19 protein-coding genes are annotated in these 25558 nt (G+C 35.6%); 14 read left to right on the top strand and 5 right to left on the bottom strand.

Annotation, left to right across the window (positions count from 1 at the left end):
- Positions 1-135: 135 nt before the first annotated feature.
- The 4 genes from murB to recF all read right to left on the bottom strand — a co-directional run bounded on the left by murB (position 136) and on the right by recF (position 4111).
- A complete protein-coding gene (gene murB, locus B0A67_RS23135) occupies positions 136-1149 on the bottom strand; it encodes a UDP-N-acetylmuramate dehydrogenase (protein WP_072964862.1) in 1014 nt (337 codons plus the stop codon).
- A 300-nt stretch (positions 1150-1449) separates the two neighbouring features.
- A complete protein-coding gene (locus B0A67_RS23130; RefSeq protein ID WP_072964861.1) occupies positions 1450-2130 on the bottom strand; it encodes a DUF2461 domain-containing protein in 681 nt (226 codons plus the stop codon).
- 10 nt (positions 2131-2140) lie between these two features.
- Positions 2141-2839, bottom strand: a complete 699-nt coding sequence (locus tag B0A67_RS23125) for a thioredoxin domain-containing protein (protein ID WP_072964860.1) — start codon at positions 2837-2839, stop codon at positions 2141-2143.
- 189 nt (positions 2840-3028) lie between these two features.
- Complete coding sequence (gene recF / locus B0A67_RS23120) at positions 3029-4111, bottom strand: DNA replication/repair protein RecF (protein WP_072964859.1); 1083 nt, start codon at positions 4109-4111, stop codon at positions 3029-3031.
- 404 nt (positions 4112-4515) lie between these two features.
- Between recF and B0A67_RS23115 the strand changes: the two genes are divergently transcribed.
- From B0A67_RS23115 to B0A67_RS23090, 6 genes are all read left to right on the top strand, one after another.
- Entirely contained in the window at positions 4516-5301 is a 786-nt protein-coding gene (locus B0A67_RS23115; RefSeq protein WP_072964858.1) for a tetratricopeptide repeat protein, read from the top strand.
- Positions 5302-5409: 108 nt separating this feature from the next.
- Entirely contained in the window at positions 5410-5982 is a 573-nt protein-coding gene (ribH, locus tag B0A67_RS23110; RefSeq protein ID WP_072964857.1) for a 6,7-dimethyl-8-ribityllumazine synthase, read from the top strand.
- Positions 5983-6146: 164 nt separating this feature from the next.
- Positions 6147-8069, top strand: coding sequence for a DNA mismatch repair endonuclease MutL (gene mutL, locus B0A67_RS23105; RefSeq protein WP_072964856.1), 1923 nt, complete (start codon positions 6147-6149; stop codon positions 8067-8069).
- Entirely contained in the window at positions 8066-8815 is a 750-nt protein-coding gene (locus tag B0A67_RS23100; RefSeq protein WP_084074664.1) for a rhomboid family intramembrane serine protease, read from the top strand. Before mutL ends, B0A67_RS23100 begins: the two co-directional genes overlap by 4 nt.
- A 43-nt stretch (positions 8816-8858) precedes the next feature.
- Positions 8859-9722 (top strand): rhomboid family intramembrane serine protease, encoded by an 864-nt coding sequence (locus tag B0A67_RS23095; protein ID WP_072964855.1) that lies wholly within the window; start codon positions 8859-8861, stop codon positions 9720-9722.
- 48 nt (positions 9723-9770) lie between these two features.
- Positions 9771-10787, top strand: a complete 1017-nt coding sequence (locus B0A67_RS23090) for an endonuclease/exonuclease/phosphatase family protein (RefSeq protein WP_089069580.1) — start codon at positions 9771-9773, stop codon at positions 10785-10787.
- Between the two features lie 105 nt (positions 10788-10892).
- Here B0A67_RS23090 and B0A67_RS23085 read toward each other — a convergent pair whose 3' ends face one another.
- Positions 10893-11738 (bottom strand): AraC family transcriptional regulator, encoded by an 846-nt coding sequence (locus B0A67_RS23085; RefSeq protein WP_072964853.1) that lies wholly within the window; start codon positions 11736-11738, stop codon positions 10893-10895.
- A 178-nt stretch (positions 11739-11916) separates the two neighbouring features.
- Here B0A67_RS23085 and B0A67_RS23080 point away from each other — a divergent pair, with 178 nt between their 5' ends.
- The 8 genes from B0A67_RS23080 (at position 11917) to B0A67_RS23045 (ending at position 25211) form a co-directional block, all read left to right on the top strand.
- Entirely contained in the window at positions 11917-12831 is a 915-nt protein-coding gene (locus B0A67_RS23080) for a dihydrodipicolinate synthase family protein (RefSeq protein ID WP_072964852.1), read from the top strand.
- Positions 12832-12912: 81 nt separating this feature from the next.
- A complete protein-coding gene (locus tag B0A67_RS23075; RefSeq protein ID WP_072964894.1) occupies positions 12913-14499 on the top strand; it encodes an aldehyde dehydrogenase (NADP(+)) in 1587 nt (528 codons plus the stop codon).
- Entirely contained in the window at positions 14499-15509 is a 1011-nt protein-coding gene (locus tag B0A67_RS23070; protein ID WP_072964851.1) for a 4-hydroxyproline epimerase, read from the top strand. The genes B0A67_RS23075 and B0A67_RS23070 overlap by 1 nt, the downstream gene beginning before the upstream one ends.
- 73 nt (positions 15510-15582) lie before the next feature.
- Positions 15583-16818, top strand: coding sequence for an NAD(P)/FAD-dependent oxidoreductase (locus tag B0A67_RS23065; protein ID WP_072964850.1), 1236 nt, complete (start codon positions 15583-15585; stop codon positions 16816-16818).
- Between the two features lie 3 nt (positions 16819-16821).
- Positions 16822-18114 (top strand): aminopeptidase P family protein, encoded by a 1293-nt coding sequence (locus B0A67_RS23060; protein WP_072964849.1) that lies wholly within the window; start codon positions 16822-16824, stop codon positions 18112-18114.
- A gap of 6 nt (positions 18115-18120) precedes the next feature.
- The gene (locus B0A67_RS23055) at positions 18121-20283 is read left to right on the top strand and encodes a S9 family peptidase (protein ID WP_072964848.1); all 2163 of its coding nucleotides are present in this window, start codon (positions 18121-18123) and stop codon (positions 20281-20283) included.
- A 251-nt stretch (positions 20284-20534) separates the two neighbouring features.
- Positions 20535-23741, top strand: a complete 3207-nt coding sequence (locus B0A67_RS23050) for a SusC/RagA family TonB-linked outer membrane protein (protein WP_072964847.1) — start codon at positions 20535-20537, stop codon at positions 23739-23741.
- 12 nt (positions 23742-23753) lie between these two features.
- Positions 23754-25211 (top strand): SusD/RagB family nutrient-binding outer membrane lipoprotein, encoded by a 1458-nt coding sequence (locus tag B0A67_RS23045; RefSeq protein WP_072964846.1) that lies wholly within the window; start codon positions 23754-23756, stop codon positions 25209-25211.
- Positions 25212-25558 lie beyond the last annotated feature (347 nt).

Genomic DNA, 25558 nt, shown 5'->3' with positions numbered 1-25558 from the left:
ATTTATTAAAAAAAATAATTGATTTCAGGTTTTGTCACATCGGGCGTCCGGAAATTTTGGGAGAGATGCTTTAGTGTTACAAAGACTTCGACTCCACTCAGTCTGACAATATTGGTAATTAGTGCAATTTGTGTTTTAAATCACGTTCACTTCCGCTTCAATGTGAATTCCGAATTTCTCGAAAACAGTTTTTTGAACGTCTCTCGAAACCGCTAAAATTTCCTGTCCGGTTGCGTTTCCGTAATTCACTAAAACCAGAGCCTGATTTTTATGAACTCCGGCGTCACCAAAACGTTTTCCTTTGAATCCGGCTTGCTCGATTAGCCAGCCCGCAGGAACTTTTACTTCAGTTTCAGATACTTCGTAATATTTCATTTCAGGAAACTTTTGATGGATTTTTTCGAAATCAGATTTCAGTAAAATCGGATTTTTAAAGAAACTTCCGCTATTTCCCAGTTCTTTAGGATCCGGTAATTTGCTTTGTCTGATCGCAATTACGGCGTTACTTACATCTTTTAATGTTGGATTTGTGATGTTGTTTTTTGCCAGTTCAGCCGTAATATCTCCGTACGAGGTATTGATTTTGTGATGGCGTTTCGTTAGTTTGTACACTACCGATGTAATGATATATTGATCTTTTACTTCATTTTTGAAAATACTTTCTCTGTAGCCAAAGTTGCATTCAGTATTTATAAAAGTTTTTATTTCCTGAGTTTCAATATTGATAGCTTCGCAGGAAACAAAAGTATCTTTTATTTCGGTTCCGTAAGCTCCAATGTTCTGAACCGGAGTTGTGCCAACATTGCCGGGAATTAATGACATGTTTTCTAAACCGCCAAAATTGTTGTCAATTGTCCAAAGTACAAATTCGTGCCAGGTTTCGCCTGCCTGACTTTCGACCCAGACAAAATCATCGTCTTCTTGGATTATTTTCTTTCCTTTTAAATCAATATGTATTACTAAAGCCTCAATATCTTTCGTCAATAACATGTTGCTTCCGCCTCCTAAAATGAATTTCTTCTCGTTTTTGTGTTCTTTTAAAATGGTTTTTAATTCATCAATTGAATGAACGGCAACAAATTGTTTTGCTTTGGCTTCGATGCCAAAAGTGTTGTGTTTTTTTAAAGAAAAATTGGATTGGATTTCCATAAATAAAAGGCTTTTTTAAATCCCAAAATGGCGGGATAATTCTGAGTTCAAAAGTAACGATTATAATTTATTTGAGTAGATTTTATAGAAAATAACCAATAATAAAATGATTGGAAATAAGTGTTAAAGGTGAAAGGCTGGTTTTTTGTGAAAAGAAAGTTTATTGCCTTAATGCGAAGTTGTAATTATAGTGCTTGTTTCTTTTGCCGCGAATTTGCTTCGGCTGCTTGCTATCGCCCGGGTCACGAATTTCCACTAATTAATTAGTGAAAATTTGTGAAACTCGGGGGAATATTTTTTCTAGAATCCTTCCTCTGTTTCCAAAGCGCGATTGATGAATTCATTCAAAGGTTTTAAAGCGATGAGTTTTTTGCTCATCTTGGCAACGAAATCTTTCTGTGTCACTTCAGTAATGTCGTATTTTTGAGTAGCGGTGAAGCTTTTTAGCTTTAATAAATCAATCGCAGGATGGTCTTTTTCATAACCTCTTGGTGGGTTTTTGAGTGAATTGCTTTCATTTATATCTAAACTCCCGAATTCTTTTTTGAAGTTTTTATCTGCAATAATGGCTTCCAGATCTTCGTAAAAAAAAGCAATTTCTTTACGGACTTTCTTCAGATCGTCTGATTCCGGAGAATAAAATCCGCCCGCGATAAAACTGGCTCCTTTTTCTATATGTACATAATAACCTGCGCGATTCAAACCTTTAGTTCCGCCTGACATCCAGATGCCTAAGTGTGCTTTATAAGGTGACTTGTCTTTAGAAAACCGAATGTCACGATTGATTCTGAAGGTGCAGTTTTTGACTTCTAACAATTCTAACGATGGATCAAGAGGTTTCATTACATCCAGAAAATCACTTACTAATTGCTGATAATCTTTCTTGAAAATCTCGTATCGTTTTTTATTGTCCTGAAACCAGTCTCTATTGTTGTTCTTTTTTAAATCGTCTAAAAATTGCAATGATTCTTTCGTTAGCATATTTAGTATGTTATTGCAGTTGTTTTTTTAAATCTTTCTCGCTGATAAATCCTGTGTTTTTCCATTGCACAGCTTTGTTGTCGTATAAAACCACTGTTGGTAACTGGTCAATTTTCATTTGAGTTGCTAAGGTTTTATTTTTGTCAACATCAATACGGATAATAACCACTTTGTCACTCATTTCTTTTTGCATTTTCAAAAGATACGGTTCCATTTGTTTACATGGTCCGCACCATTCTGCGTAAAAATCAATTAAAACTTTTTTATCTGTATTCAATAAATCATTAAAGTCATTCATTGTCATTCCAACTTGTCCGGTCGAAGCTTTGCCAAATCCTTCTTCGTTCCAGTTTAGGAAACCGCCTTCTAATTCATAGACAGTAGTAAAACCTAATTCTTTTAGTTTGGTAGCTGCTTTTTTACTTCTTCCTCCGCTTAGACAATAAACAAAAACAGGTTTTGATTTATCAAATGATTCCGCTTTTGCTGCAAAATCGTCACTGTTCCAATTTACGTTTTTGGCATTATCAATATGTTCAGATTCAAATTCGTCAGGAGTTCGAACATCTAAAATTTGAGGATTTTCTGTTGTTTTGATTTTTTCTGCAAATTCTTTCGGATGAAGTGGTTCAAAAGAATTGGTTTTCTTTTCATTGCAGGAAATTAGAAGAACTGAAACAATTAACAATACGATTTTTGGGAATTTCATTAGGCTGAATTTTAAAAATAATAATGCTAAAGTAATGATTTTTCAATTTTTAATTCTTAACAGAAAGTGAAATAAAAAGTTAGAGCTCAATTTTTATGAATTTTAAATATCGCTTAGTATTTAGCTTTGAAAAGATTTTGGGCTTTATCAAACCGTTGTGTGTTAAAGTCAGATTCCTGGCAGGAAAAACTACCCTAAATTGAAAATCTTATAACTCTGATGTGTCGATTTTACAATGGCCTCGGTTCGTTCCGGATGTGTATCAGATATAAAAAGCTGTCCGAAAGTTTCACTGTTTACCATTTCGATAATTTTAGAAACACGCGTTTCGTCGAGTTTGTCAAAGATGTCATCGAATAATAAAAGAGGTTTTACGCCGCTTTGTTTTTTTAAGAATTCAAATTGAGCCAGTTTCAAAGCAATTAAAAAAGATTTTTGCTGACCTTGTGATCCGAATTTTTTTATAGGATGCGAGTCAATCTCAAAAGATAAATCGTCTTTATGGATTCCGACACTTGTATAGTGCAGTGCGCGATCTCTATTGATGTTTTCCCGTAAAAGAGTCAATAAGTCTTTTTCGAACAAATGACTTTCATAAACCAGTTGTACTGTTTCTTCAGATCCTGTTATGGTTTTATGATGAGTATTAAATATAGGTATAAATTGCTCAAGGAACTCTTTTCGTTTTTCAAAAATCGATTGCCCGAAATTATTCAATTGCTCATTATATATAGATAAGGTGTCATTGTCAAAAGTATGGTTCAGTGCAAAATATTTTAGCAAAGCATTTCGCTGCACAATTACTTTTTGATACTGAATAAGCTGATGCAAATAAGTTGAATCTAATTGCGAGATTACGCTGTCCATGAATTTACGGCGTGTTTCGCTTCCTTCTACAATTAAATCGCGATCGGCCGGCGAAATAATTACTAAAGGAATAAACCCGATATGATCGGAGAATTTATCGTATGCTTTTCCGTTTCTTTTCAGGATTTTCTTTTGCCCTTTTTTTAAACTGCAGACAATTTGTTCTGTTCTGTCGTTTTTCTCTAATTCGGCATCAATTACAAAGAACTCTTCTCCGTGTTTAATATTTTGTACTGCTAACGGATTGAAATAACTTTTTCCGTAAGCCAAATGATAAATGGCATCAAGTACATTCGTTTTTCCAATACCGTTTTTACCCACAAAACAATTGATCTTGAGGTCGAAGTCAAAACTGGCTTCAGAGAAGTTTTTATAATTGAATAAAGAAATTTTGTTTAAATGCATTTTTGTTTGAAACTGTAATGGTAAGAATTAACGTTCCCAAATTATGACTTTTTCCTGCAGATTAGGTTTTTTTCTGCCACAGATAAAAGGATTAAAAAGGATTTTGTTCAGCAAATTTAATTTAATAAATTCTTAATCTGAGAGAATCTGTGAAATCTGTGGTTAAAAATTACTTTTTGGGAGATTTGCAACTTAATAATAAGTAGGAAGTAATTAAATGAAAACTGTCAGGAATGTCCAAATAATTAGGCTTTTGGCGGATTTCAAGATGAATTATTTTGTAGAAATTAGTAAAGAAGTTACTGTTTAGTAAATTATTTTTTTAAAATAGATATAAAATTGATTTTTTTTACGTTGGTTTCAATAAAAATTTTATTTTTGCCGTTCACTAAATTAAATTTTAAATGGCTACTTACAATAAAAGAGGATATAAGGCACCAAAGGAAAAGGAAGTTAAAGAAGAAGTTGTGAATGAAGAACAACAAGTAATTCTTGATGGAAAAAACAGCAAAACTGCTGAGGTTTTTTCTAAATTAGATGAGACTGCTTCGAAAACAGAGGATTGGGTTGCTAAAAATCAAAAAATCATTATTGGTTTAGTTGCCGGTATTGCAGTTGCTACGATTGGATATTTGGCCTACCAAAAATTTGTCGAAGCTCCTAAGCAAGACGAAGCTGCAAGTGAAATGTTTGTTGCTCAGCAAAACTTTGATAAAGCGACGAATGGTGTAGCAAGCGATTCATTATATAAATTGGCTTTGAATGGTTCTGAAGGTAAATTTGGATTCGTAAAAATTGCTGATGAATATTCTGGAACTGATGCAGGAAATTTAGCAAACTATTATGCAGGTATTGCTTCTTTGAATATTGGTAAATTTGATGATGCTATTAAGTATTTAGGTAAATTTAAATCAAAAGAAGCGATTGTTAATGCTTTAGCAATTGGTGCAATTGGAGATGCTTATTCTCAAAAGAACCAACAAAAAGAAGCTTTAGAGTATTATGTAAAAGCTGCTGAATCAAATAAAAATGATTTTACAACACCTCGTTTCTTGTTAAAAGCTGGTAAAACTGCTTTGGCTTTAGGTCAAAAAGAAGATGCCTTGAAATATTTAACAGATATTAAAGAAAACTACGATGCAACTCCGGAAGCTGCTTCTGTAGATGTATTGATAGGATTAGCGCAATAATTAATATAGATTGTTAGATTGTTAGATTTTTAGATTATTAGATTCTGAATCTGATCGAAGTCTAAAAGTCTAACAATCTAAAGATCTAGGAATCTAAAAATCTAGAAAATGGCTACCGAAAATAAAAATTTATCAGAATACGATAAAAACACGATCCCAAATGCGAAAGACTTTCGATTTGGGATTGTTGTTTCTGAATGGAATGAAACTATAACTGAAGGACTTTACAATGGCGCTTTTGAAGCCTTAATTGATAATGAAGTTCCTGCGCAGCAAATTATTCGCTGGAATGTTCCGGGGAGTTTTGAGTTGATCTATGGTGCAAAAAAAATGTTGCAGACACAAAATGTTGATGCGGTAATTGTAATTGGATGTGTAATTCAGGGACAAACCAAACATTTTGATTTTGTGTGCGAAGGCGTAACACAGGGAATTAAAGATTTGAATGTTCAGACTGATATCCCGGTTATTTTTTGCGTTCTGACAGATAATAATATACAACAGTCAATTGACAGAAGTGGAGGGATTCACGGAAACAAAGGGACTGAAGCTGCAATTGCTGCTATCAAAATGGCGTATATCCGTCAGCAAGCCTCAATGTCGCACCCATTTAATCAGCCTTTATTGTCTTCAGGAGCGATCCAGATCGAAGAAACTCCAATAAAAATTGATAAAGAATAAAACACATTTGTTTTAAAAATACTAAAACCTATACTGTGTATAAATAGTATAGGTTTTTTGTTTTTTTTATGATACCACTTATTCTGAAAGCCAATAGAAATTCATTAAATTTGTATTTCTTGGTTTCAAAATTTAAACCTTAACCTTTTAATTATTTTTTCTTAATGTCGAGTATAATTCAATTACTTCCTGATCATGTTGCTAACCAAATTGCCGCTGGAGAGGTGGTTCAAAGACCGGCTTCAGTCGTAAAAGAACTGTTGGAAAATGCTGTTGATGCAAAAGCAACAGATATCAAATTGATTATTAAAGATGCAGGGAAATCATTAGTTCAGGTTATTGATAATGGTTTAGGAATGAGCGTTACCGATGCCCGTTTGTGTTTCGAACGTCATGCCACGTCTAAAATTCGTAAGGCAGAAGATTTATTTTCGTTACACACCAAGGGTTTTCGTGGTGAGGCATTGGCTTCTATTGCTGCAATTGCACATATGGAAATGAAAACCAAGCAGGATCAGGAAGAACTGGGAACGCATATTATAATCGAAGGAAGTAAATTCATCTCTCAGGAAGTAGCAGTTTTGCCAAAGGGAACTTCGTTTGCGGTTAAAAATCTGTTTTTTAATATTCCCGCCCGTCGTAATTTCTTAAAGTCAGATACGGTTGAATTTCGTCATGTTATGGATGAATTTCAGCGTGTAGCTTTGGCACACCCCAATATTCATTTTACGTTTTATCATAACGGCAGCGAGATGTACAATCTGCCGGCTGCAGGTTCGCGTCAGCGTATTGTTGGGATTATGTCCGGTAAAACCAATGAGAAATTAGTCCCTGTCAATGAAGACACGGAGATTATAAATGTTCAGGGATTTGTTTGTAAACCTGAATTTGCCAAGAAAAGCAGGGGAGAGCAGTTCTTTTTTGTAAATGATCGTTTCATTAAAAGCGGTTATCTGCATCATGCGGTAATGGCTGCCTATGACGGGCTTCTGAAAGACGGTTCACAGCCCAGCTATTTCCTGTATTTGCAAGTTCCTCCAAATACTATAGATATCAATATTCATCCTACTAAAACTGAAATTAAGTTTGATGACGAACAAGCTTTGTATGCTATTTTAAGAGCGTCAATCAAACACAGTTTAGGGCAGTTTAACGTAGCACCCGTTCTTGATTTTGATCGTGATGCTAATTTAGATACGCCATATCATTATAAAGATTTAGAAGGAGAAACGCCAACAATTCAGGTAGATGGAACTTTTAATCCGTTTACAGACGATAAAACCAATCAGCATTATTCTAAATCAGGTTCCGGATCGGGCTCAGGTTTTACTTCGGGTTCTAATTTTAGTTCCGGATCAGGTTCCGGTTCTTATTCCGGATATAATAAAAGAGTAGAGCCAACAGCAACCTGGGAAAGTTTGTATGTAGGTTTAGAAACAGATACAATTGAAAGTTCGCCTTTTACATTTGAAAATGAAGAAGTAACTTCGTCATTGTTCAATGATAATGAGATTGAACAGGCAAGTCAGGGAACGTACCAGATTCATAAAAAATACATTGTTTCGCCAATAAAATCAGGAATGGTAATCGTTGATCAGCAACGTGCGCATCAACGCATTTTATACGAGCAGTTTTTATTGAATATGACGGTGAATCAGGCCTCAAGTCAGCAATTGTTATTTCCTTTGGATTTGTTTTATTCTTCTGATGAAATGACATTAATCGAAGAATTGAAACCTTCATTAGAAACAACCGGTTTTGTTTTTGAAGAGGCAAAAACAGATCATATCGTGATTTCAGGAATTCCTGTAAATATTACAGAAAGTGAAGTTTCGATGGTAATAGAACAATTATTAAGTGATTTGCAAGACGGAATTCCGGCAAGCAGTTACAGTCAGAATGATACTATCGCGAAATCGATGGCTAAAAGTTTAGCGGTTAAAACAGGATCTTACTTAACCGAGAAAGAACAAGATAATCTGGTAAACGGTTTGTTTGCTTGTAAAGATCCAAATATTTCACCTTTTCAAAAACCTACTTTCATCACTATGCGTGTTGAAGATATAGATAAAAAGTTTGCCTTATGATGAATATGACTCCCGTTGTAAAACAATTATTGATAATCAATATCATCTTTTTTATTGGTTCACAATTAGTGCCGGTATCGTACGAGTATTTTGCTATGTTTTTTCCTGAAAATCCAAGTTTCAAGGCATGGCAGCCTATCACGCATATGTTTATGCATGGCAGTATTATGCATATTGCTTTCAATATGTTTGCTATGGTTTCTTTTGGATCAGCTTTAGAGCATTTCTGGGGAGGTAAAAAGTTCTTGTTTTTTTATATTTCGTGTGGTTTAGGTTCTGCATTATTGCATACTTTGGTAAATTACTATTCTTTTCAGGATACATTAAGTACTTTAATGGCAAACGGATATCATAAAGAGGAGATTCTGAAACTTCTGAGTGAAGGAAAAATAGATACCAGATGGCAGGATTTAGTTTCGGTTTCTCAATTCAATAGTTTTACGAGTGCTTATATCGGGACAGTTGTTGGTGCATCAGGTGCTATTTACGGATTGTTAACGGCATTTGCCTTTATGTTTCCTAAAGCTGAGCTGGCTTTAATGTTTATTCCAATTCCAATTAAGGCGAAGTATTTTGTTCCGGTTATTTTAGCAATAGATTTATTTTTGGGATTCAAAGGAAATTCTTTGTTTGGAAACGGCGGTACCGGAATTGCTCACTTTGCGCATGTTGGAGGCGCTTTGACTGGATTTTTAATCATGTGGTACTGGAAAAAGAATCAGTTTAATGGTAATCGTTGGAATTAATTTTTAATTTTAATAGCGAAAAATAAAAACGAAAAGAGACAGTATGAATATTCTTGATGATTTAAAACTACAGTACAAATTAGGCGGTATAGCAATGCGTGTTATTTACTGGAACGTTGCCTGTTTTGCGATCTCATTAGTGTTCTTTTATCAATACTCCGGTGGCGGTTTTGCATATCCAGACTGGCTGGCATTATCGTCAGATCCAAATGTGTTTATGTTTAAGCCCTGGACTTTTTTGACGTACGCGTTTTTTCATTCCTCCTTTTTTCATTTGCTGTTCAATATGATGGTGTTGAATTTTGCAAGCAATTTATTCCTGACCTTTTTTACTCAGAAACAATATTTAGGCTTGTATATTTTAGGAGCTGTTTTCTCCGGTGTTGTGTTTTCTCTGAGTTTTTACTTTCTGGATATGCCGGGTATTATTGTTGGTGCTTCGGCTGCGATAATGGCAATTTTAGTTGCGGTAACGGCTTATCAGCCTTTAATGGGTGTTCGTTTATTGCTTATTGGTAATGTTAAACTTTGGCATATTACAGCTGTAATTCTTGTTCTTGATCTGATGCAGTTCAGACTGGAGAATACCGGCGGGCATATTTCGCATTTAGCGGGAGCCCTTTTTGGTTTTATATTTATAAAATTGCTTCAAAATGGTACAGATCTGAGTATAATAGTTTCCAGAACACTGGATTTTTTTACCAATCTTTTCAAAAAATCCCCTAAGACCCCTTTTACAAAAGTTCATAAGAATTATCAAAAACCTACAGAAAAAGTGACGTCAAGAATTGTTACGAAAGATAAAACGCAGCAACAAATCGATGAAATTTTAGACAAAATTAGCCAGTCCGGATATGACTGTCTGACAAAAGAAGAAAAAGAGTTTTTATTTAAAGCTGGAAAATAATCCTTTTAGCAAGAAAATATGAAAAACCTTTCGTGGTTTAATAAAATAATGTTCTTTTTGAATATAGTACTGACTGTAGTGACTTTTAGTATCTATATTTTACCTTTTCTTGCACCTAAAAGTTTTCCGCTTTTATCGGTGCTTACCCTCTTTATGCCCGTTTTTTTTGTACTGAATGGATTGTTCTTCATTTATTGGGCGATTCAGTTTAAAAAACGCCTTATATTGTCTGGTTTGGTATTATTAACCGGAATTACATTTATCAGTAAGTTTTATAAATTTTCGGCTAAAGAATATGTTCGCGATGAAAAAGACTTCTCCGTAATGAGTTATAATGTGCGTCTTTTTAATGTGTTTAAATGGCTGGATCGTGACGATATTCCGTCTAATATCAAGGCTTTTATCGATGAGAAAGATCCGGATATTCTCTGTATTCAGGAATATTCAAATTCAGCACACATCGATTTAAAAGTATATCCGCACCGTTATATTTTTATTGACGGAAAACAAATTAAAACCGGTCAGGCGATTTTTTCAAAATTCCCTATTATATTCGAAGGAAAAATCATTTTTCCGAATTCTGATAATAACGTAATTTATGCTGATATCAAGCGAGGGAAAGATGTAATCAGGGTGTATAATATGCACTTGCAATCGATTAAAATTTCACCCGATGTTAGTGATATCTCCAATGATATTGATAATGTCAATCAGGAAAAATCACAGCTTATTTATACCCGAATCAGTAAAGGTTTCAGACAGCAGCAAGAACAGGCTGAAATTTTTAAGGAAAATATTAAAAAATGTAAAACTCCATTTATTATTTGCGGAGACATGAATAATAGTCCTTTTTCATACGTTTACAGAAGTATAAAAGGAAAACAAAAAGATGCTTTTGAAGAAGCAGGAGAAGGCTTTGGAGCAACTTATAAGTTTCGTTATTATCCTGCGCGAATCGACTATATTTTTACAGACAGTAAAATGAAAGTGAAGCAATTTGAAAGCTTTCCCGATTTCGAAAATTCAGATCATTATCCTATAATGACAAGGCTTTCGATGGAATAGTTTTTTAACCGCAAAACGGCGCAAAGTCTTTTCATACAAGCTTTTTATAAAACACAATGTAAAATTAAACCTTAACGTATTTTGCGGTAAAAATCGTGAGGTAGTTTACAAGTTTAACTTTCGATATTGTAAAGGAGAGTTTTGCTTTAATTCTTTAAATTTTCTATTGAAATTTGAGATGTTATTAAAACCACACAATTCAGCAATTTCCAGAACAGAAAGTTCACTGTTATTGGCTAATAACTTTGAAGCATGCTCAATTCTTACTTCTATTAAAAACTGAAAAAAAGACTTGTTCGTCCGGACTTTAAAATACCGGCAAAAAGCATTTTTAGTCATATTGGCGATCGAGGCAATTTCGTCTAAATTTATGTTTTTGCTAAAGTTTGTCATTACGTGCTCGAAAACGGTCTGCATCCTTTTCCCCTCATTATCGGTGATTTTTTTATCGTATAAATGATTCGAAAGGTATTCTTTATCGTTGTTCGAAAGCCACTTCATGATTTCTAAAAATAGAATGAAGCGCTCATAATTATCAGCTCCTTTTAATTTCTTAAAAGACTTTGTTATTTTTTTTGGGGCATTATGAATGATAAATCCATTTTTACTGTTCTCTAAAAAAGGATGTATATTTTTGAAAGTACTCAAATTAAAAAAATCTTTTCCAAAAGAGTTCGTTGTAAAAAATAAGGTATGCATTACTGATCCTTCATTTTCTCTGACTTCACTTCTGAAAACATGCGGTAAATTACTTCCAATTACTAATATGTTGCCTTCTCTGTAGTGCGAAATGGCATCACCTGCAAAAATAGCACCTTCACCTTTTTCTATAAAACTGATCTGGATCTCTTCGTGCTGGTGAAGTTTGTCGTAAAAAACAAGTTCTCTGTCTTCTTGATATATAAGCGGATCTTCTCCCGATTTTGGGATTTTGAATGGAAAAACTTTCATGGGTTGGTTGGGTTAGTTACTTCAAATATATTTTATTTCAATAAGAAAATGGTAATATATTGGTTAATTTTTTGCGTAAATGTTATATATGTGGTAAAATAATATCATTTTAAGGTAATTTACAAGTCTCCTGCTTTGTTCAATATAAATAATTTTGGTCATAATTAAAATCAATATTATGAGTATTCAATGGAAAGGCGTAATGCCGGCAGTAACGACAAAATTTACTGCAGATGACAAATTAGACTTCAGAATGTTTGAGGTAAATTTAAAAGCACAATTAGACGCAGGCGTTGAAGGAATAATTCTTGGCGGAACCTTGGGAGAAGCCAGCACACTTTTAGAAGAAGAAAAAAGAGAGTTGGTTACAGGCACTGTTAGCATGGTCAACAATCGGGTACCGGTGATAATGAATATTGCGGAACAAACTACCCGCGGAGCAATCCTGGCAGCCAATAAAGCAGAACAGGATGGAGCAAAAGGATTGATGATGCTGCCTCCAATGCGCTATAAAGCTTCTGATTATGAAACAGTCACTTTTTTCTCTGAAGTAGCTAAAAATACTTCACTTCCAATAATGGTTTACAATAATCCAGTTGATTATAAAATTGAAGTTTCGCTGGATATGTTTGAAGAACTTTTGAAATTCGATAATATTCAGGCCGTAAAAGAATCGACAAGGGATATCTCGAATGTTACAAGAATGATCAACCGTTTTGGAGATCGTTTAAAGATATTATCAGGAGTAGATACACTGGCTTTAGAAAGTTTATTGATGGGATCTCACGGATGGGTTTCAGGTTTGGTAGATGCTTTTCCGAGAGAAACCGTTGCGATTTACAAATTGGCCAAAGCAGGCCGAATTGATGAAGCGCTGAAAATATACAGATGGTTTTTGCCTTTGTTAGAATTAGATATCACTTCTTTTTTAGTTCAGAATATCAAGCTTGCAGAAGTAGCAACAGGAATTGGAACAGAAAATGTTCGTGCGCCAAGATTGCCGCTTCGTGGAGCTGAAAGAGAACATGTTTTAGGAATTATTGCCAGATCATTAGAGTCGAGACCGGAATTGCCGGATTATAAAAATTTGTAATCACAGGTGGATCGCATTGCTTTTGCATTTTTCTTCTTTTAAGAATGGTAAAGTATGGATTCAAAAAACAAAAAAGAAAATATGATTACAGGAAAAAATTATGTGGGAAGTAAACTTAAAGCCGCAGGAGAAAAAAAATTCAAAACATATAATCCGCAGTTAGATATCGAAAATCCCTGGGTCTTTACAGAAGCAACTCAGGACGAAATAGAAGAGGCTGTTACGTTGGCTCATCAGGCGTTTGGAACTTATAAAAATTGTTCCGGCCTTGAAAAAGCTAATTTTTTGAACGCTATTGCAGATGAAGTTTTAGCTTTAGGAGATAATTTGTTAGTACAGTATTGCAGTGAATCCGGATTCCCGATGGGTCGGTCAGAGGGGGAACGCGGCAGAATGGTTGGTCAGTTGCGTTCATTTGCTCAAATGCTTGCCGAAGGGAGCTGGGTTCAGGCTGCAATTGATACTGCAATACCGGAGAGAGTTCCGGCTCCAAAAGAAGATTTACGCAAAATGCTGGTGCCCTTAGGACCTGTTGTGGTTTTTGGATCAAGTAATTTTCCGTTTGCATTTTCAACAGCGGGCGGAGATACAGCTTCGGCTTTGGCTGCGGGTTGTCCTGTAATTGTAAAAAGTCACTCGATGCATGTGGGTACAGGTGAGATGGTTGCTTCGGCAATCCTTAAAGCAGCACAAAAAACAAATATGCCCGAAGGAGTTTTCTCTAATCTTGTAGGAGGCGGAACAACGCTTGGCACTAGTTTGGTAAAACATCCTTTGGTAAAAGCGGTTGGTTTCACAGGAAGTATTCGTGCCGGAAGAGCCTTATTCGATCTTGCTGCACAACGACCTGAACCAATTCCGGTGTTTGCTGAAATGGGAAGTGTAAATCCTGTTGTGTTTTTGCCTAAAGCATTAGCAATGAATAGTCAAAAATGGGCAACTGCTTACGCAGGATCAATTACCCTTGGTGCAGGTCAGTTTTGTACCAATCCGGGTTTGTTAATTGGAATCAAAGGGGCTGAGTTAAATAAATTTGCAGAAGAATTAGCAAAAGCCATTGAAAAAATAGAACCGTTTTGTATGTTGCATCCTTCAATGAAAAATAGTTTTGAAGAAGGAACTGCAACTATGATGGCTCAAAAAGGGGTTTCGAAAATTGCAGAGTATCAAGGTGGAGCACCTGCTAATTATGGAGTGCAGAAAATTTTGACTGTAGACGGTAAAAGCTTTTTAGAGAATAAAACATTAAGTCATGAGGTTTTTGGACCATTTTCGATACTGGTACAATGCGACGATCAAGAGCAGTTACTGAAAATTATCAATCAATTAGACGGACAATTGACAGGAACGATTATCGGAGAACTGAATGAATTAAAGCAATACAATAAATTGATTGCGGCAATGCAAAACCGGGTAGGGCGTTTGATTTTTAATGGCGTTCCTACAGGAGTCGAAGTTTGTCCGGCAATGATTCACGGAGGTCCTTATCCGGCTTCTTCCGATTCAAGATTTACTGCAGTTGGTATTCATGCTGTTAATCGTTGGGTGCGGCCATTTAGTTACCAGAATTGGCCAAATGAGTTGTTGCCTGCGGAATTACAAAACGAAAATCCACTGCAAATTTTAAGAACGCTAAATAATATTCAAACAAAATCTCAGGTAAAATAATGGCAAAGAAAACTTTTTTTTGTGTAGATGCACACACTTGCGGAAATCCTGTGAGAGTTGTGGCTGGCGGAGGTCCCAATTTGACAGGCGCTAATATGAGCGAAAAACGTCAGCATTTTTTAAAAGAATTTGACTGGATTCGCAAAGGATTAATGTTTGAGCCCCGCGGTCATGATATGATGAGCGGGAGCATCCTGTATCCGCCAAGCGATCCTGAGAATGATTTTGGAATTTTGTTTATCGAAACTTCCGGTTGCCTGCCCATGTGTGGTCACGGAACAATTGGCACCATCACAATTGCCATTGAAGAAGGTTTGATAACGCCAAAAATACCCGGAAAAATAAAAATGGAAGCTCCGGCAGGTTTGGTTAATATCGAATACCAACAAACTTTAGGAAAAGTAGATTGGGTACGTTTGACCAATGTAAAGTCATATCTGGCAGCAGAAGGTTTGACTATTGACTGTCCTGAATTGGGCGAAATTACTTTTGATGTGGCGTATGGCGGGAATTATTATGCGATTGTAGATCCGCAGGAAAATTTCTCCGGAATTCATAATTTTACTGCAAGCAAAATAATTCAGTTCAGTCAGGAAGTCCGCAAGCGCATCAATGCAAAATATCCGGATTATTTTATCCATCCGCAAAATGATACCATTCGTGATGTAACACATATGTTATGGACAGGTGAACCTTTAGACCCGTCGTCATCAGGAAGAAATGCCGTTTTTTATGGAGACAAAGCCATAGATCGTTCGCCTTGCGGTACCGGAACTTCAGCAAGAATTGCCCAATTGCACGCTAAAGGAAAACTGAAATTAGGTGAAGATTTTATTCACGAAAGTTATATTGGCAGTAAATTTATTGGCAGAGCTGTAGAAGAAACCAGTATTGGAGAAATTCCTGCAATTGTACCAAGCATTCAGGGCTGGGCAAAAGTGTACGGCTACAATACCATTATGATCGATGAAACTGATGATCCGTATGCATACGGTTTTCAGGTAATTTAAAAATTATTAAAAATTTAGATTCATTGAAGGGGAATATAAGATTTCCTTCAATGAATTTTTTAATTCTGTCTCAATGAAAAAAGTAAGTATAATTGGAGGAGGTATAATAGGATTGTGTTCAGCTTATTATCTTGCCAAAGAAGGATATGAGGTGACCATTTTCGATCAGTCGGAGATGGATGACGGCTGTTCTTATGGAAACGCCGGAATGATTGTGCCGTCGCATATTATTCCGCTGGCGCAACCCGGAATGATTGCCCAGGGAATGAAATGGATGTTTAACAGTCAAAGTCCGTTTTATGTAAAACCAAGATTAGATGCAGATTTAATCAAGTGGGGGCTTCAGTTCTATAAACATGCGAATGCCAAACATGTAGAAAAAGCAATGCCTGCATTAAGAGATTTATCTTTATTAAGTAAAGAATTGTATCAGGATTTTGCAAAAGAAAATAATTCTTTTTTCTATGAAGAGAAAGGGCTTTTGATGTTGTACAAAACAGAAAAAGTGGGACATGAAATGTTTCTTGAAGGAAGAGAAGCTGAAAAGCTGGGTTTGAAAGTCGATTATCTTTCAGCAGCGGACGTTTCTAAATTAGAGAAAGGGACAAAAACGGATGTTCTTGGAGCTGTTCATTATAAAAGTGATGCGCATTTGTATCCTCAAAAATTCCTTCAGTTTATTAAAAAGGAATTAGAACACTTAAAAGTCGCAATCCATTCGGCCACAACGGTACAGGATTTTGTTTTTGACCACAATAAAATTACAAAAATTATAACGGACAAAGGTACATTTGACACAGACGAAGTGATTTTGGCAGCCGGTTCGTGGAGTCCTTCACTGGCAAAAAAACTTGGAATTTCGATTTCAATTTTACCGGGAAAAGGATACAGTTTTACTTTAAAAGATAAAAGCCATAAGCCTTCAATTCCGTCTATTTTATGCGAAGGAAAAGTTGCCGTAACCCCTATGAATAATGATATTCGTTTTGGAGGCACTATGGAAATCACCCATACCGGAGATACTAAAATCAATAAAAACAGACTGCAGGGAATTGTAAATAGTATCAACGATTTTTATCCGGAATTGGAAATTGGAATGCCCGAAGAAAAAGAAACCTGGTTTGGATTCCGGCCTTGTACGCCTTCCGGAATGCCCATTATTACCCGATCGAAAAAAGTTGTAAATTTGACTTTTGCCACCGGACACGCCATGATGGGTTTAAGCCTCGCGCCGGCAACAGGAAAAATAATCACGGAGATTATTTCAGGCAAAACAACTTCTGTAGATACTAAAATGTTTCAATTATAAAATATGAGATACGATTCAATTCCGGTTTCTTTGTTTGAAAATAACCGAAAACGGTTTATAGCAAAAATGCAAAATAACAGTTTGGCAATCCTTACTTCGAATGATGTAATGCCTAACAATGCAGATGACGTAATGGGTTTTGCGCAAAACAATGATTTGTTTTATTTGTCAGGAATTGAACAGGATGAAACGATTTTAGTGCTTTATCCGGATGCTTTTAAAGAAGAAAACCGGGCCATTTTATTTGTAAAAGAAGTTAGTGAACAAACGTTGATTTGGGATGGCGATTTTTTGAGCAAAGAAAAAGTTTCGGCTATTTCTGGAATTAAAAATGTCAAATGGATTCATGAATTCGAAAAGACGATACAGCTTTTTGCTTTTGAAGCAGATACAATTTATTTAGGGCATAACGAGCACATCAAAAGAATAACTTCAGAAATGAATACGCGTCAGGATCGAATGATTCAGTGGTGCAAACAAAAATATCCATTGCACCACTACGAGCGTGTGGCTAAAATTACCCGAGACTTACGGCCAATAAAATCAGATGAAGAAGTTGATTTGATTCGAAAAGCAATTTCGATAAGTGTAAAAGGATTCAAAGGACTTTTGAAAGCGGTAAAACCGGAGGTAAAAGAATATGAATTAGAAGCAGAACTGGCGTATCAATATATAAAAAACGGAGGAAATCGCCATGCGTTCAAACCTATTGTGGCTTCAGGAAAAAATGCCTGTGCGCTTCATTATAATACCAATGATTCTGTTTGTAAAGATGGTGAAATGATTTTGGTAGATTTTGGTGTTTGTTATGCCAATTATAATTCAGATATCACACGTTGTCTTCCGGTAAACGGAAAATTCTCAGCACGTCAGAGAGAAGTTTACGAATCGGTTTTGTATTGTTTAAAAGAAGGATCAAAGTTTTTGAAACCCGGCGTTTTGTCAAAAGATTACGAATTGCAGATGGCCAATCTGATCGAGGCAGAATTGGTTAAACTGAAATTGATTACTTTAGAAGAAATAGCTTCTCAGGATCCTGAAAAACCGGCTTACAAAAAATATTTCATGCACGGAACAGCACATTATTTAGGGCTTGATGTTCACGATGTTGGCTTGTATTCAAAACCTTTCGAAAAAGGAATGGTCTTAACTTGTGAGCCCGGAATTTATATTCGTGAAGAAGGAATTGGCTGCCGTTTAGAAAATGATTATTTACTGACAGAAAACGGAAATATCAATTTATCTGAAGAAATACCAATCGAAATTATAGAAATAGAACAGCTTATAAATACGTAATAAACCATGATTAAAAAACACTTTTTACTGCTCTTTTTTGTTTGTACAAGTCTATTTGCCCAAACAGGTATTGATATTAATGAATTAAAATGGCTGCCTAATTCACATTCATTCTGGGTAAATTCAGATCAGAATGTACTCGTTTATGATGTTGATAAATTAAATGAAAACAGGACCGTTTTAACCGGTCAGCAATTGAAAAATTCAGGTTTCAGCGGAGCAATTGAAAATTTGGTATGGAATCAGGATAAGACAAAAGTGCTGGTTTACACCAATTCAAAAAAAGTATGGAGAGCCAATACCAGAGGTGATTACTGGTTTTTTGATTTAGCTACAGGAAAAGGAAGAAAATTAGGTGCAAATTTAGAAGAGTCTTCATTAATGTTTGCTAAATTTTCTAATGATAATGAAAACGTTGCTTACGTTTCTAAACACAATATTTATTTGGAGAATCTGGCTTCGGGTAAAATAATTCCTTTGACAACAGATGGAAGTGATAAGGTAATCAACGGAACTTTTGACTGGGTTTATGAAGAAGAACTTGCTGCTCGCGACGGTTTTCGTTGGAGCCCTGACGGAAAAAGTATTGCCTATTGGCGTGTTGATGCTTCAGAGACAAAATTTCATTTAATGATCAATAACACGGATGCTTTGTATCCGTTCGTGGTTCCTGTAGAATATCCTAAAGCGGGTGAAAAACCGTCATCTGTAAAAATTGGGGTTATTGATATTGGTTCTTTAAAAACAAATTGGCTGGATATTCCGGGAGAGCCTGATAATAATTATTTGGTTCGTATGGAGTGGGTTGCCAAAGATGCGGTAATGGTGATTCAGCTTAACAGACATCAAAATCAGGCTTCGATTTACAATTGCAATGCACAAACGGGAAAAGCAAATTTGATTTATCAGGAAAAATCAGCTCAGTGGATCGATGTTTTTGATATTTCCTCAGGAGTTTATGATGGTTTTCCGTGTCAGTTTGTAGACAATGGCAAAGCTTTTTTATGGAGTTCTGATGCTGATGGCTGGATGCAGATTTATAAAATCAGCCTTGACGGAAAGAAAAAAGTACTCGTTACAACCGGAAATTTCGATGCTTATTTTAAAGCCTATAATGATAAAACAAAATCAATTTACTATATCGCAAGTCCTAAAGATGCAACGCAGCGCTATTTGTATGAAACAAATCTGAATTCCCGTAAAACAAAAAGAGTAACTCCTGAAATATTTGAAGGAACTAATCAATATGAGTTTTCTACAGACGGTGCGTATGCCAGGCATACCAATTCTAATATCAACAGGGATTTAAATACGCGCTTAGTTTTACTGTCCGGACATAAAAAAATACTGCCAAAAGAAGCAGATGTTTTTACGAAACCTGCCCGTAATTTTTCTTTGGAAAAGTTTAAAGTGACGACTATTGATGGTGTTGGAATGGATGGAATTATGGCAAAACCTCTTGATTTTGATCCGTCAAAAAAATACCCGTTATTTTTTTATGTCTATGGAGAACCAATGGCTTCCGTAGCGAATGATATGCCTTATTTTAACGGATTTATAGATTTGCTAATTCCAAAAGGATATATTGGAATTGCGATGGACAACAGGGGAACGCCGGTATTAAAAGGAACCAAATGGCGAAAGTCAATTTATAAAAATATAGGAATTATCAATACCCGCGACCAGGCGATGGCGGCAAAGGAAATTTTGAAATGGAATTTTATTGATACCAACAGAGTTGCTGTTCACGGATGGAGCGGCGGCGGTGCTGTTACCCTGAACCTGATGTTTCAGTATCCTGAAATATACAAAACCGGCGTAGCTATTGCGGCCGTTACAGATCAGCACTTTTATGATAATATTTATACAGAACGTTATATGGGGCTGCCAGATGAAAATGAAGCGGCCTATATTCAGGCTTCACCCATAACGTATGCAAAGAATTTAAAGGGAAACCTGCTCTACATTCACGGAACTGGCGATGATAATGTTCATTACAAAAACGCTGAAGTCCTGATTAATGAATTTATAAAATACGATAAAGTGTTTGATCTGATGGTTTACCCAAATCGTTCTCATTCTATTTATGAAGGAGAAGGAACAAGAAAGCATTTAATAGATACATTTATAAAATTTATCGAAGAAAAATGTCCGCCTGGAGCAAAATAAAAATACTTTTATACTGATAAAAAAAGGGAGAATTTCTGTAAAAAGAAATCCTCCCTTTTTTGTTTTGCAATGTATTCGAATTAAGAAAATTTCAATAAAAAAACGAGTTGTTTTTAAATGATAAGATAATACATGTAAAAATAATAATTATGTAATTAAAGGGTAATATAATCGGTTTTTGTGGTAATATATTATCATAAAAATTATCAAAAAAGCAAAATATTTGCCAATACTAATTATAAAACCATTTTATGAAACTCAAGTTTTTTCAAAGAAAAACGGTAGTACTTTTTTTTGTACTGCTAGCACAATTTGCGCTTGCACAAGAGCGGATTGTATCAGGAATTGTTAAAGATAATGCGGGGGTGCCTTTACCGGGTGCAAGTGTGTTGATCAAAGGAACCAAAACAGGAACTCAAACAGATTTTGACGGAAAATATTCTATTAAGGCAAATCCGAATGCTGTACTGGTCTTTAATTATATCGGGATGAAAACCCAGGAAATAAAAGCTGTAAAAAACACTCTAGATGTCGCTTTATCCGGAGAATCTGAAAATCTTAAAGAAGTTGTTGTTACGGCTTTAGGGCTTAAAAGAGAAAAGAGATCTCTTGGATATGCCACTCAGGAAATAAAAGGTGAGGATCTCACAAAAGTAAATACAGGTAATGTAGCCAACTCAATTTCGGGTAAAATTGCCGGTGTTCAAATCAGAAGAAATAATAATATTGGAGGTTCAACCAATGTGATTATTCGTGGTACTACTTCGCTAACTGGAAACAATCAGGCATTGTGGATCGTAGACGGGATTCCGCTAAATAATGATAATACCAATAGTGATGATCAAAAAAGAGGAGGAAACACCGGTGGGTATGATTACGGAAATGCTGCTGCAGATATTAATCCCGATGATATCGAAACCATGAACGTTCTAAAAGGATCTGCGGCTTCAGCATTGTACGGTTCAAGAGCTTCAAACGGCGTAATTTTAGTAACCCTAAAAAAAGGAAGTAAATCTAAAGGTGGTTTGGGAGTAACTTTTAGCTCCGGAGTAACTATTGGTGTAGTTGATAAAAAAACATTACCGGAATATCAAAATCAATATGGCGGTGGATACGGTGATTTTTACGGGACGGTAAATTTGGGTAGTGGCGTGCATCCTTATGCTGCAACTGATGATGCTTCATGGGGGCCAAAGTTTGATCCTAATTTATTGGTTTACAATTGGAGTTCATTTTATCCTGAATTACCGGGTTATGGAAAAGCAACACCATGGAAAGCCGTGCAGAATAATCCAAATAGTTTCTATCAGAATAGTGTAACGTTTGTTAATAATGTAGCAGTTGCAGGATCTAATGAAAATGGTGATTTGAGATTTGGCTACACCAATTACAACCAGGATCAGGGAATTTTACCCAATAGTGAGAATCGTAAAGATAATTTTAATTTCTCAGCGAGTTACAACCTGAAGCCTAAGACCAAAATATCAGCTTCTGCCAACTACTTAAAGGCAAATGCAAAAGGAATGAATGAAACAGGGTATGGTGATGGAGGAAATAATTTTTTAAGTAGTATCAGACAATGGTATTCAACAAGCGTAGATTTTAAGGAATTAAGAGATGCCTATAATCTGACAGGAGCAAATACAACCTGGAGTGTGGCAGGACCTACTGATTTAACATTACAGTTTCACGATAATCCTTATTTTCAAAGATACAACAACTACAACAGTTTAAATCGTGATCGTTTTTTTGGAAACGTAGCTTTGACTACACAAGTAAACGACTGGTTTGATATTACTGGTAAAGGCGCGGTTGATTATTATCATCAGATGCAGGAAGAGCGCATTGCAGTGGGATCAAAAAGAACTCCAAATGCACTTGGACAATACTCAAGATATGATAAAAATTTTAGAGAAGTCAATTTTGATTTGATTTTGAATTTCAAAACTGATATTACAGAAGGAATCAAATTCAACGGAATGATTGGAGGAAATTCAAGACGCTCCATTGCCACTTCTATATACGCCAGAACTAATGGAGGATTAGTGGTGCCGGGAATTTATGCTTTGAATAATTCGATTGATAAAATAAATAGTCCTGAAGAGTTTCAGACAACTTTAGGAACAAATAGTGTCTATGCCAATGCAAGTTTTAACTTTTTAGACACTTATTTCTTAGAAGGAACTTACCGTGTAGATCAGTCATCAACATTGCCGGAAGATAATAATACCTATTCGTATCCTTCTATCACGGGAACTTATATCTTCAGTAATCATATCAAAACAGATTGGTTGTCTTTTGGAAAACTGCGTCTGAATTATGCAGAAACAGGAAATGATGCACCTTTTGGAAAAACGATTGCAACGTATCCCAAGAATGATAATTTTGGTCCTGACGGAATTCGTTTTTCTACAGAAAATGAAAAAAGTAACGCTAATTTAAAAAGCGAGCTAACAAAAGGTATTGAGGCAGGTATTGAGGTAAAATTGTTTAAAAACAGATTAGGTTTTGATTTTTCTTACTACAAAACGAATACTACAAATCAAATTCTTTCTATCGAAACACCATCACAAACAGGATATACGAGAGCTTATATCAATGCAGGTGATGTTCAGAATAAGGGATTTGAGGCAACAATGACAATAGTTCCGGTAAAAACCAAAGACTTCTCGTGGGAAGCAAAAGTAAACTGGTCTACCAATAAAAATGAAGTAATCTCATTAGGAGGAGCTGACAGAATATCGTTAGGATCTTTTCAGGGGGTAGGTTATGTTGCTGAGGTTGGAAAACCGGTTGGACAGCTTATTGGTTCAGGATTTACATATTTAAACGGAGAAAAAGTGATTCGTGCCAATGGAAAATATTTACAAACTGCCGGAGCGACAATTGGTGACATAAATCCGGATTGGATTGGTGGGGTTAATAACGTTTTAACCTATAAAAACTTCACATTTAATTTCTTAATCGATGTTAAAAAAGGAGGAGATGTGTATTCATTAGACCAACGTTATGGACATACTACCGGAATATATGAAAGTACAGTAAGTAATAATCATTTAGGAAATCCGCAAAGAGATCCGCTGGCAGATGGCGGAGGAATTTTATTGCCGGGTGTAAAAGAAGACGGAACCCCAAATAATAAAGTGGTAAGTGTAACAGGCGCTGACGGATATTCTTTCTATGACTCGATGCCGGAGCAGCAATATGTATACGATGCATCTTATGTAAAATTACGTGAGGTTGGATTGAGCTACAGATTGCCTTCAAAATACCTTTCAAAGACTTTTATGAGCAGTATAATTTTTGCCGTAAACGGATCTAACTTATGGATCATTAGTAAAAATTTACCTTATGCAGATCCGGAAGCGGGAATGTCTTCAGGAAATCTTCAGGGATTTCAAACCGGAGTTTTGCCTACATCAAAAGAGTACAACTTTAATATGAAAGTTCAATTCTAAAAAACAAACAAGATGAAAATAGTAAAAACAATATTTTTTGCAGGAGCCATTTTACTTTCTGTTGCTTCGTGTGATAATTTAGAGGAGTTAAATCAGGATAAAAAAGCCTATACAACTGTTTTGCCCGGCGCTTTAATGACGAGTTCCCAGGTAAATTATGCCTATTTCCTAACGAATGCCTCTGTAAATGACAACAATTTTAGAGGATATGCACAATATTGGACAAGCACAACCTATACAGATGAGGTGAATTACAATCAGGAAAGAAGGAATTTAGGGAACTCCCATTCGGTTATATTGTATAGAGATGTTTTGCAGGATTTGACAAAAGCGCAAAAGCAAATTAAGGAGAAAGAAGCACTTGGTGCGGTTGATATCGCCATTAAGAAAAATAAAATTGCAATTCTTGAAGTTCAGATTGTTATGGCATATCAAACGCTTGTCGATTTGTTTGGGGATGTTCCGTATAGCGAAGCCTTAGACATTGTAGGGCATCCGCTTCCTAAATATGATGATGCGAAAACCATTTATCTGGATTTGGCATCCCGATTAGATGCTGCAATTGCAAATATGGATGGTTCTCAGGAAAGTTTTGGCAAAGCAGATTTGATATACAAAGGAAATGTAGCGAACTGGAAAACACTAGCCAATAGTGTGAAACTAAAACTAGGATTGCATCTTGCTGACGTAGAGCCTGCAAAAGCCAAAAGCATAATAGAAAGTGCCTACAATTCAGGCGTAATGACAAATGAAAGCCAGACTGCATTGTTTCAGTATTTTTCATCAATTACGGATATGAATCCTTTGTACAATACTTTGGTAAACGAACAACAGACTGTGCCTACAGAATTTTTTGTTAATGAACTGAATGCCAAAGAAGATCCAAGGCGTGATGTTTTCTTTAATCCGCTTTCTAAAAAAGGAGGAGTTTATAAAGGAGCTCCTTATGCGAAACAGGTAGCGTATAATGATTTTTCTAATGTAGGGCCAAGATTAAAGGAGAAAACGAATCCGGGAGTTATTTTTGACTATACAGAAACTTGTTTTTTATTGGCTGATGCCGCGAATAGAGGTTTTAATGTAGGAGGAACTGCAGATGAGTATTATAAAAAAGGAGTTTTGGCAAGTATGCATTTTTGGGGAATTGCCGATGCCGATGCGCACACTTATGCCAGTAGAACTGATGTTGATTTTGCAACAGCCACCGGAACACCTAAAGAAAAAATTGCCTACCAACTCTGGATCGCGTACTACAATAGAGGATTTGAAGCCTGGACAGAATACAGAAGATTAGATTTTCCTATTTTGAAAGCGCCTTCTACCGCAGTCGATGCGGCACAGGGAAAGGTGCCGGTTCGTGTTATTTATTCACTTTTTGATAAAACGCTGAATAAAGATAATTATGAAGCAGCAGCTACTGCTATTGGAGGAGATGCAATGACAACAAAAATATTTTGGGACAGATTTTAAATTGAATTAGTTTTCTGTTTTTGAAACCGGGGGTCTTTAATTAGATTTCCCGGTTTTTTTGTTTTTTAACAAAAGTGCGTAAGTTTTTTTTTGCTCAAAAAGACGTGAAGCCGCAAAGATTTATAGAATAGCTCGTCTCAAAGTTTTTCTTATATCTCTTTGCGGTTTCGTGTTTTTGTGCGATTTTTTTAGGCTTTACTTAAATTTTCTTATGTGATTTAAATAATGAATTTTTTTGCATTAGATATTTTTGTTTTTAATAATATGCTCGGTAAAATCCGATTTTGTTTTGTAAATATCTATTGTTAAGAAGTTGTTTTTTTAAATTGTGTTTTTTTAAAGTTAAA

The organism is Flavobacterium aquidurense (assembly GCF_002217195.1).
Lineage (GTDB): Bacteria > Bacteroidota > Bacteroidia > Flavobacteriales > Flavobacteriaceae > Flavobacterium > Flavobacterium frigidimaris.
This window is presented reverse-complemented; position numbering and strand designations above follow the sequence as displayed.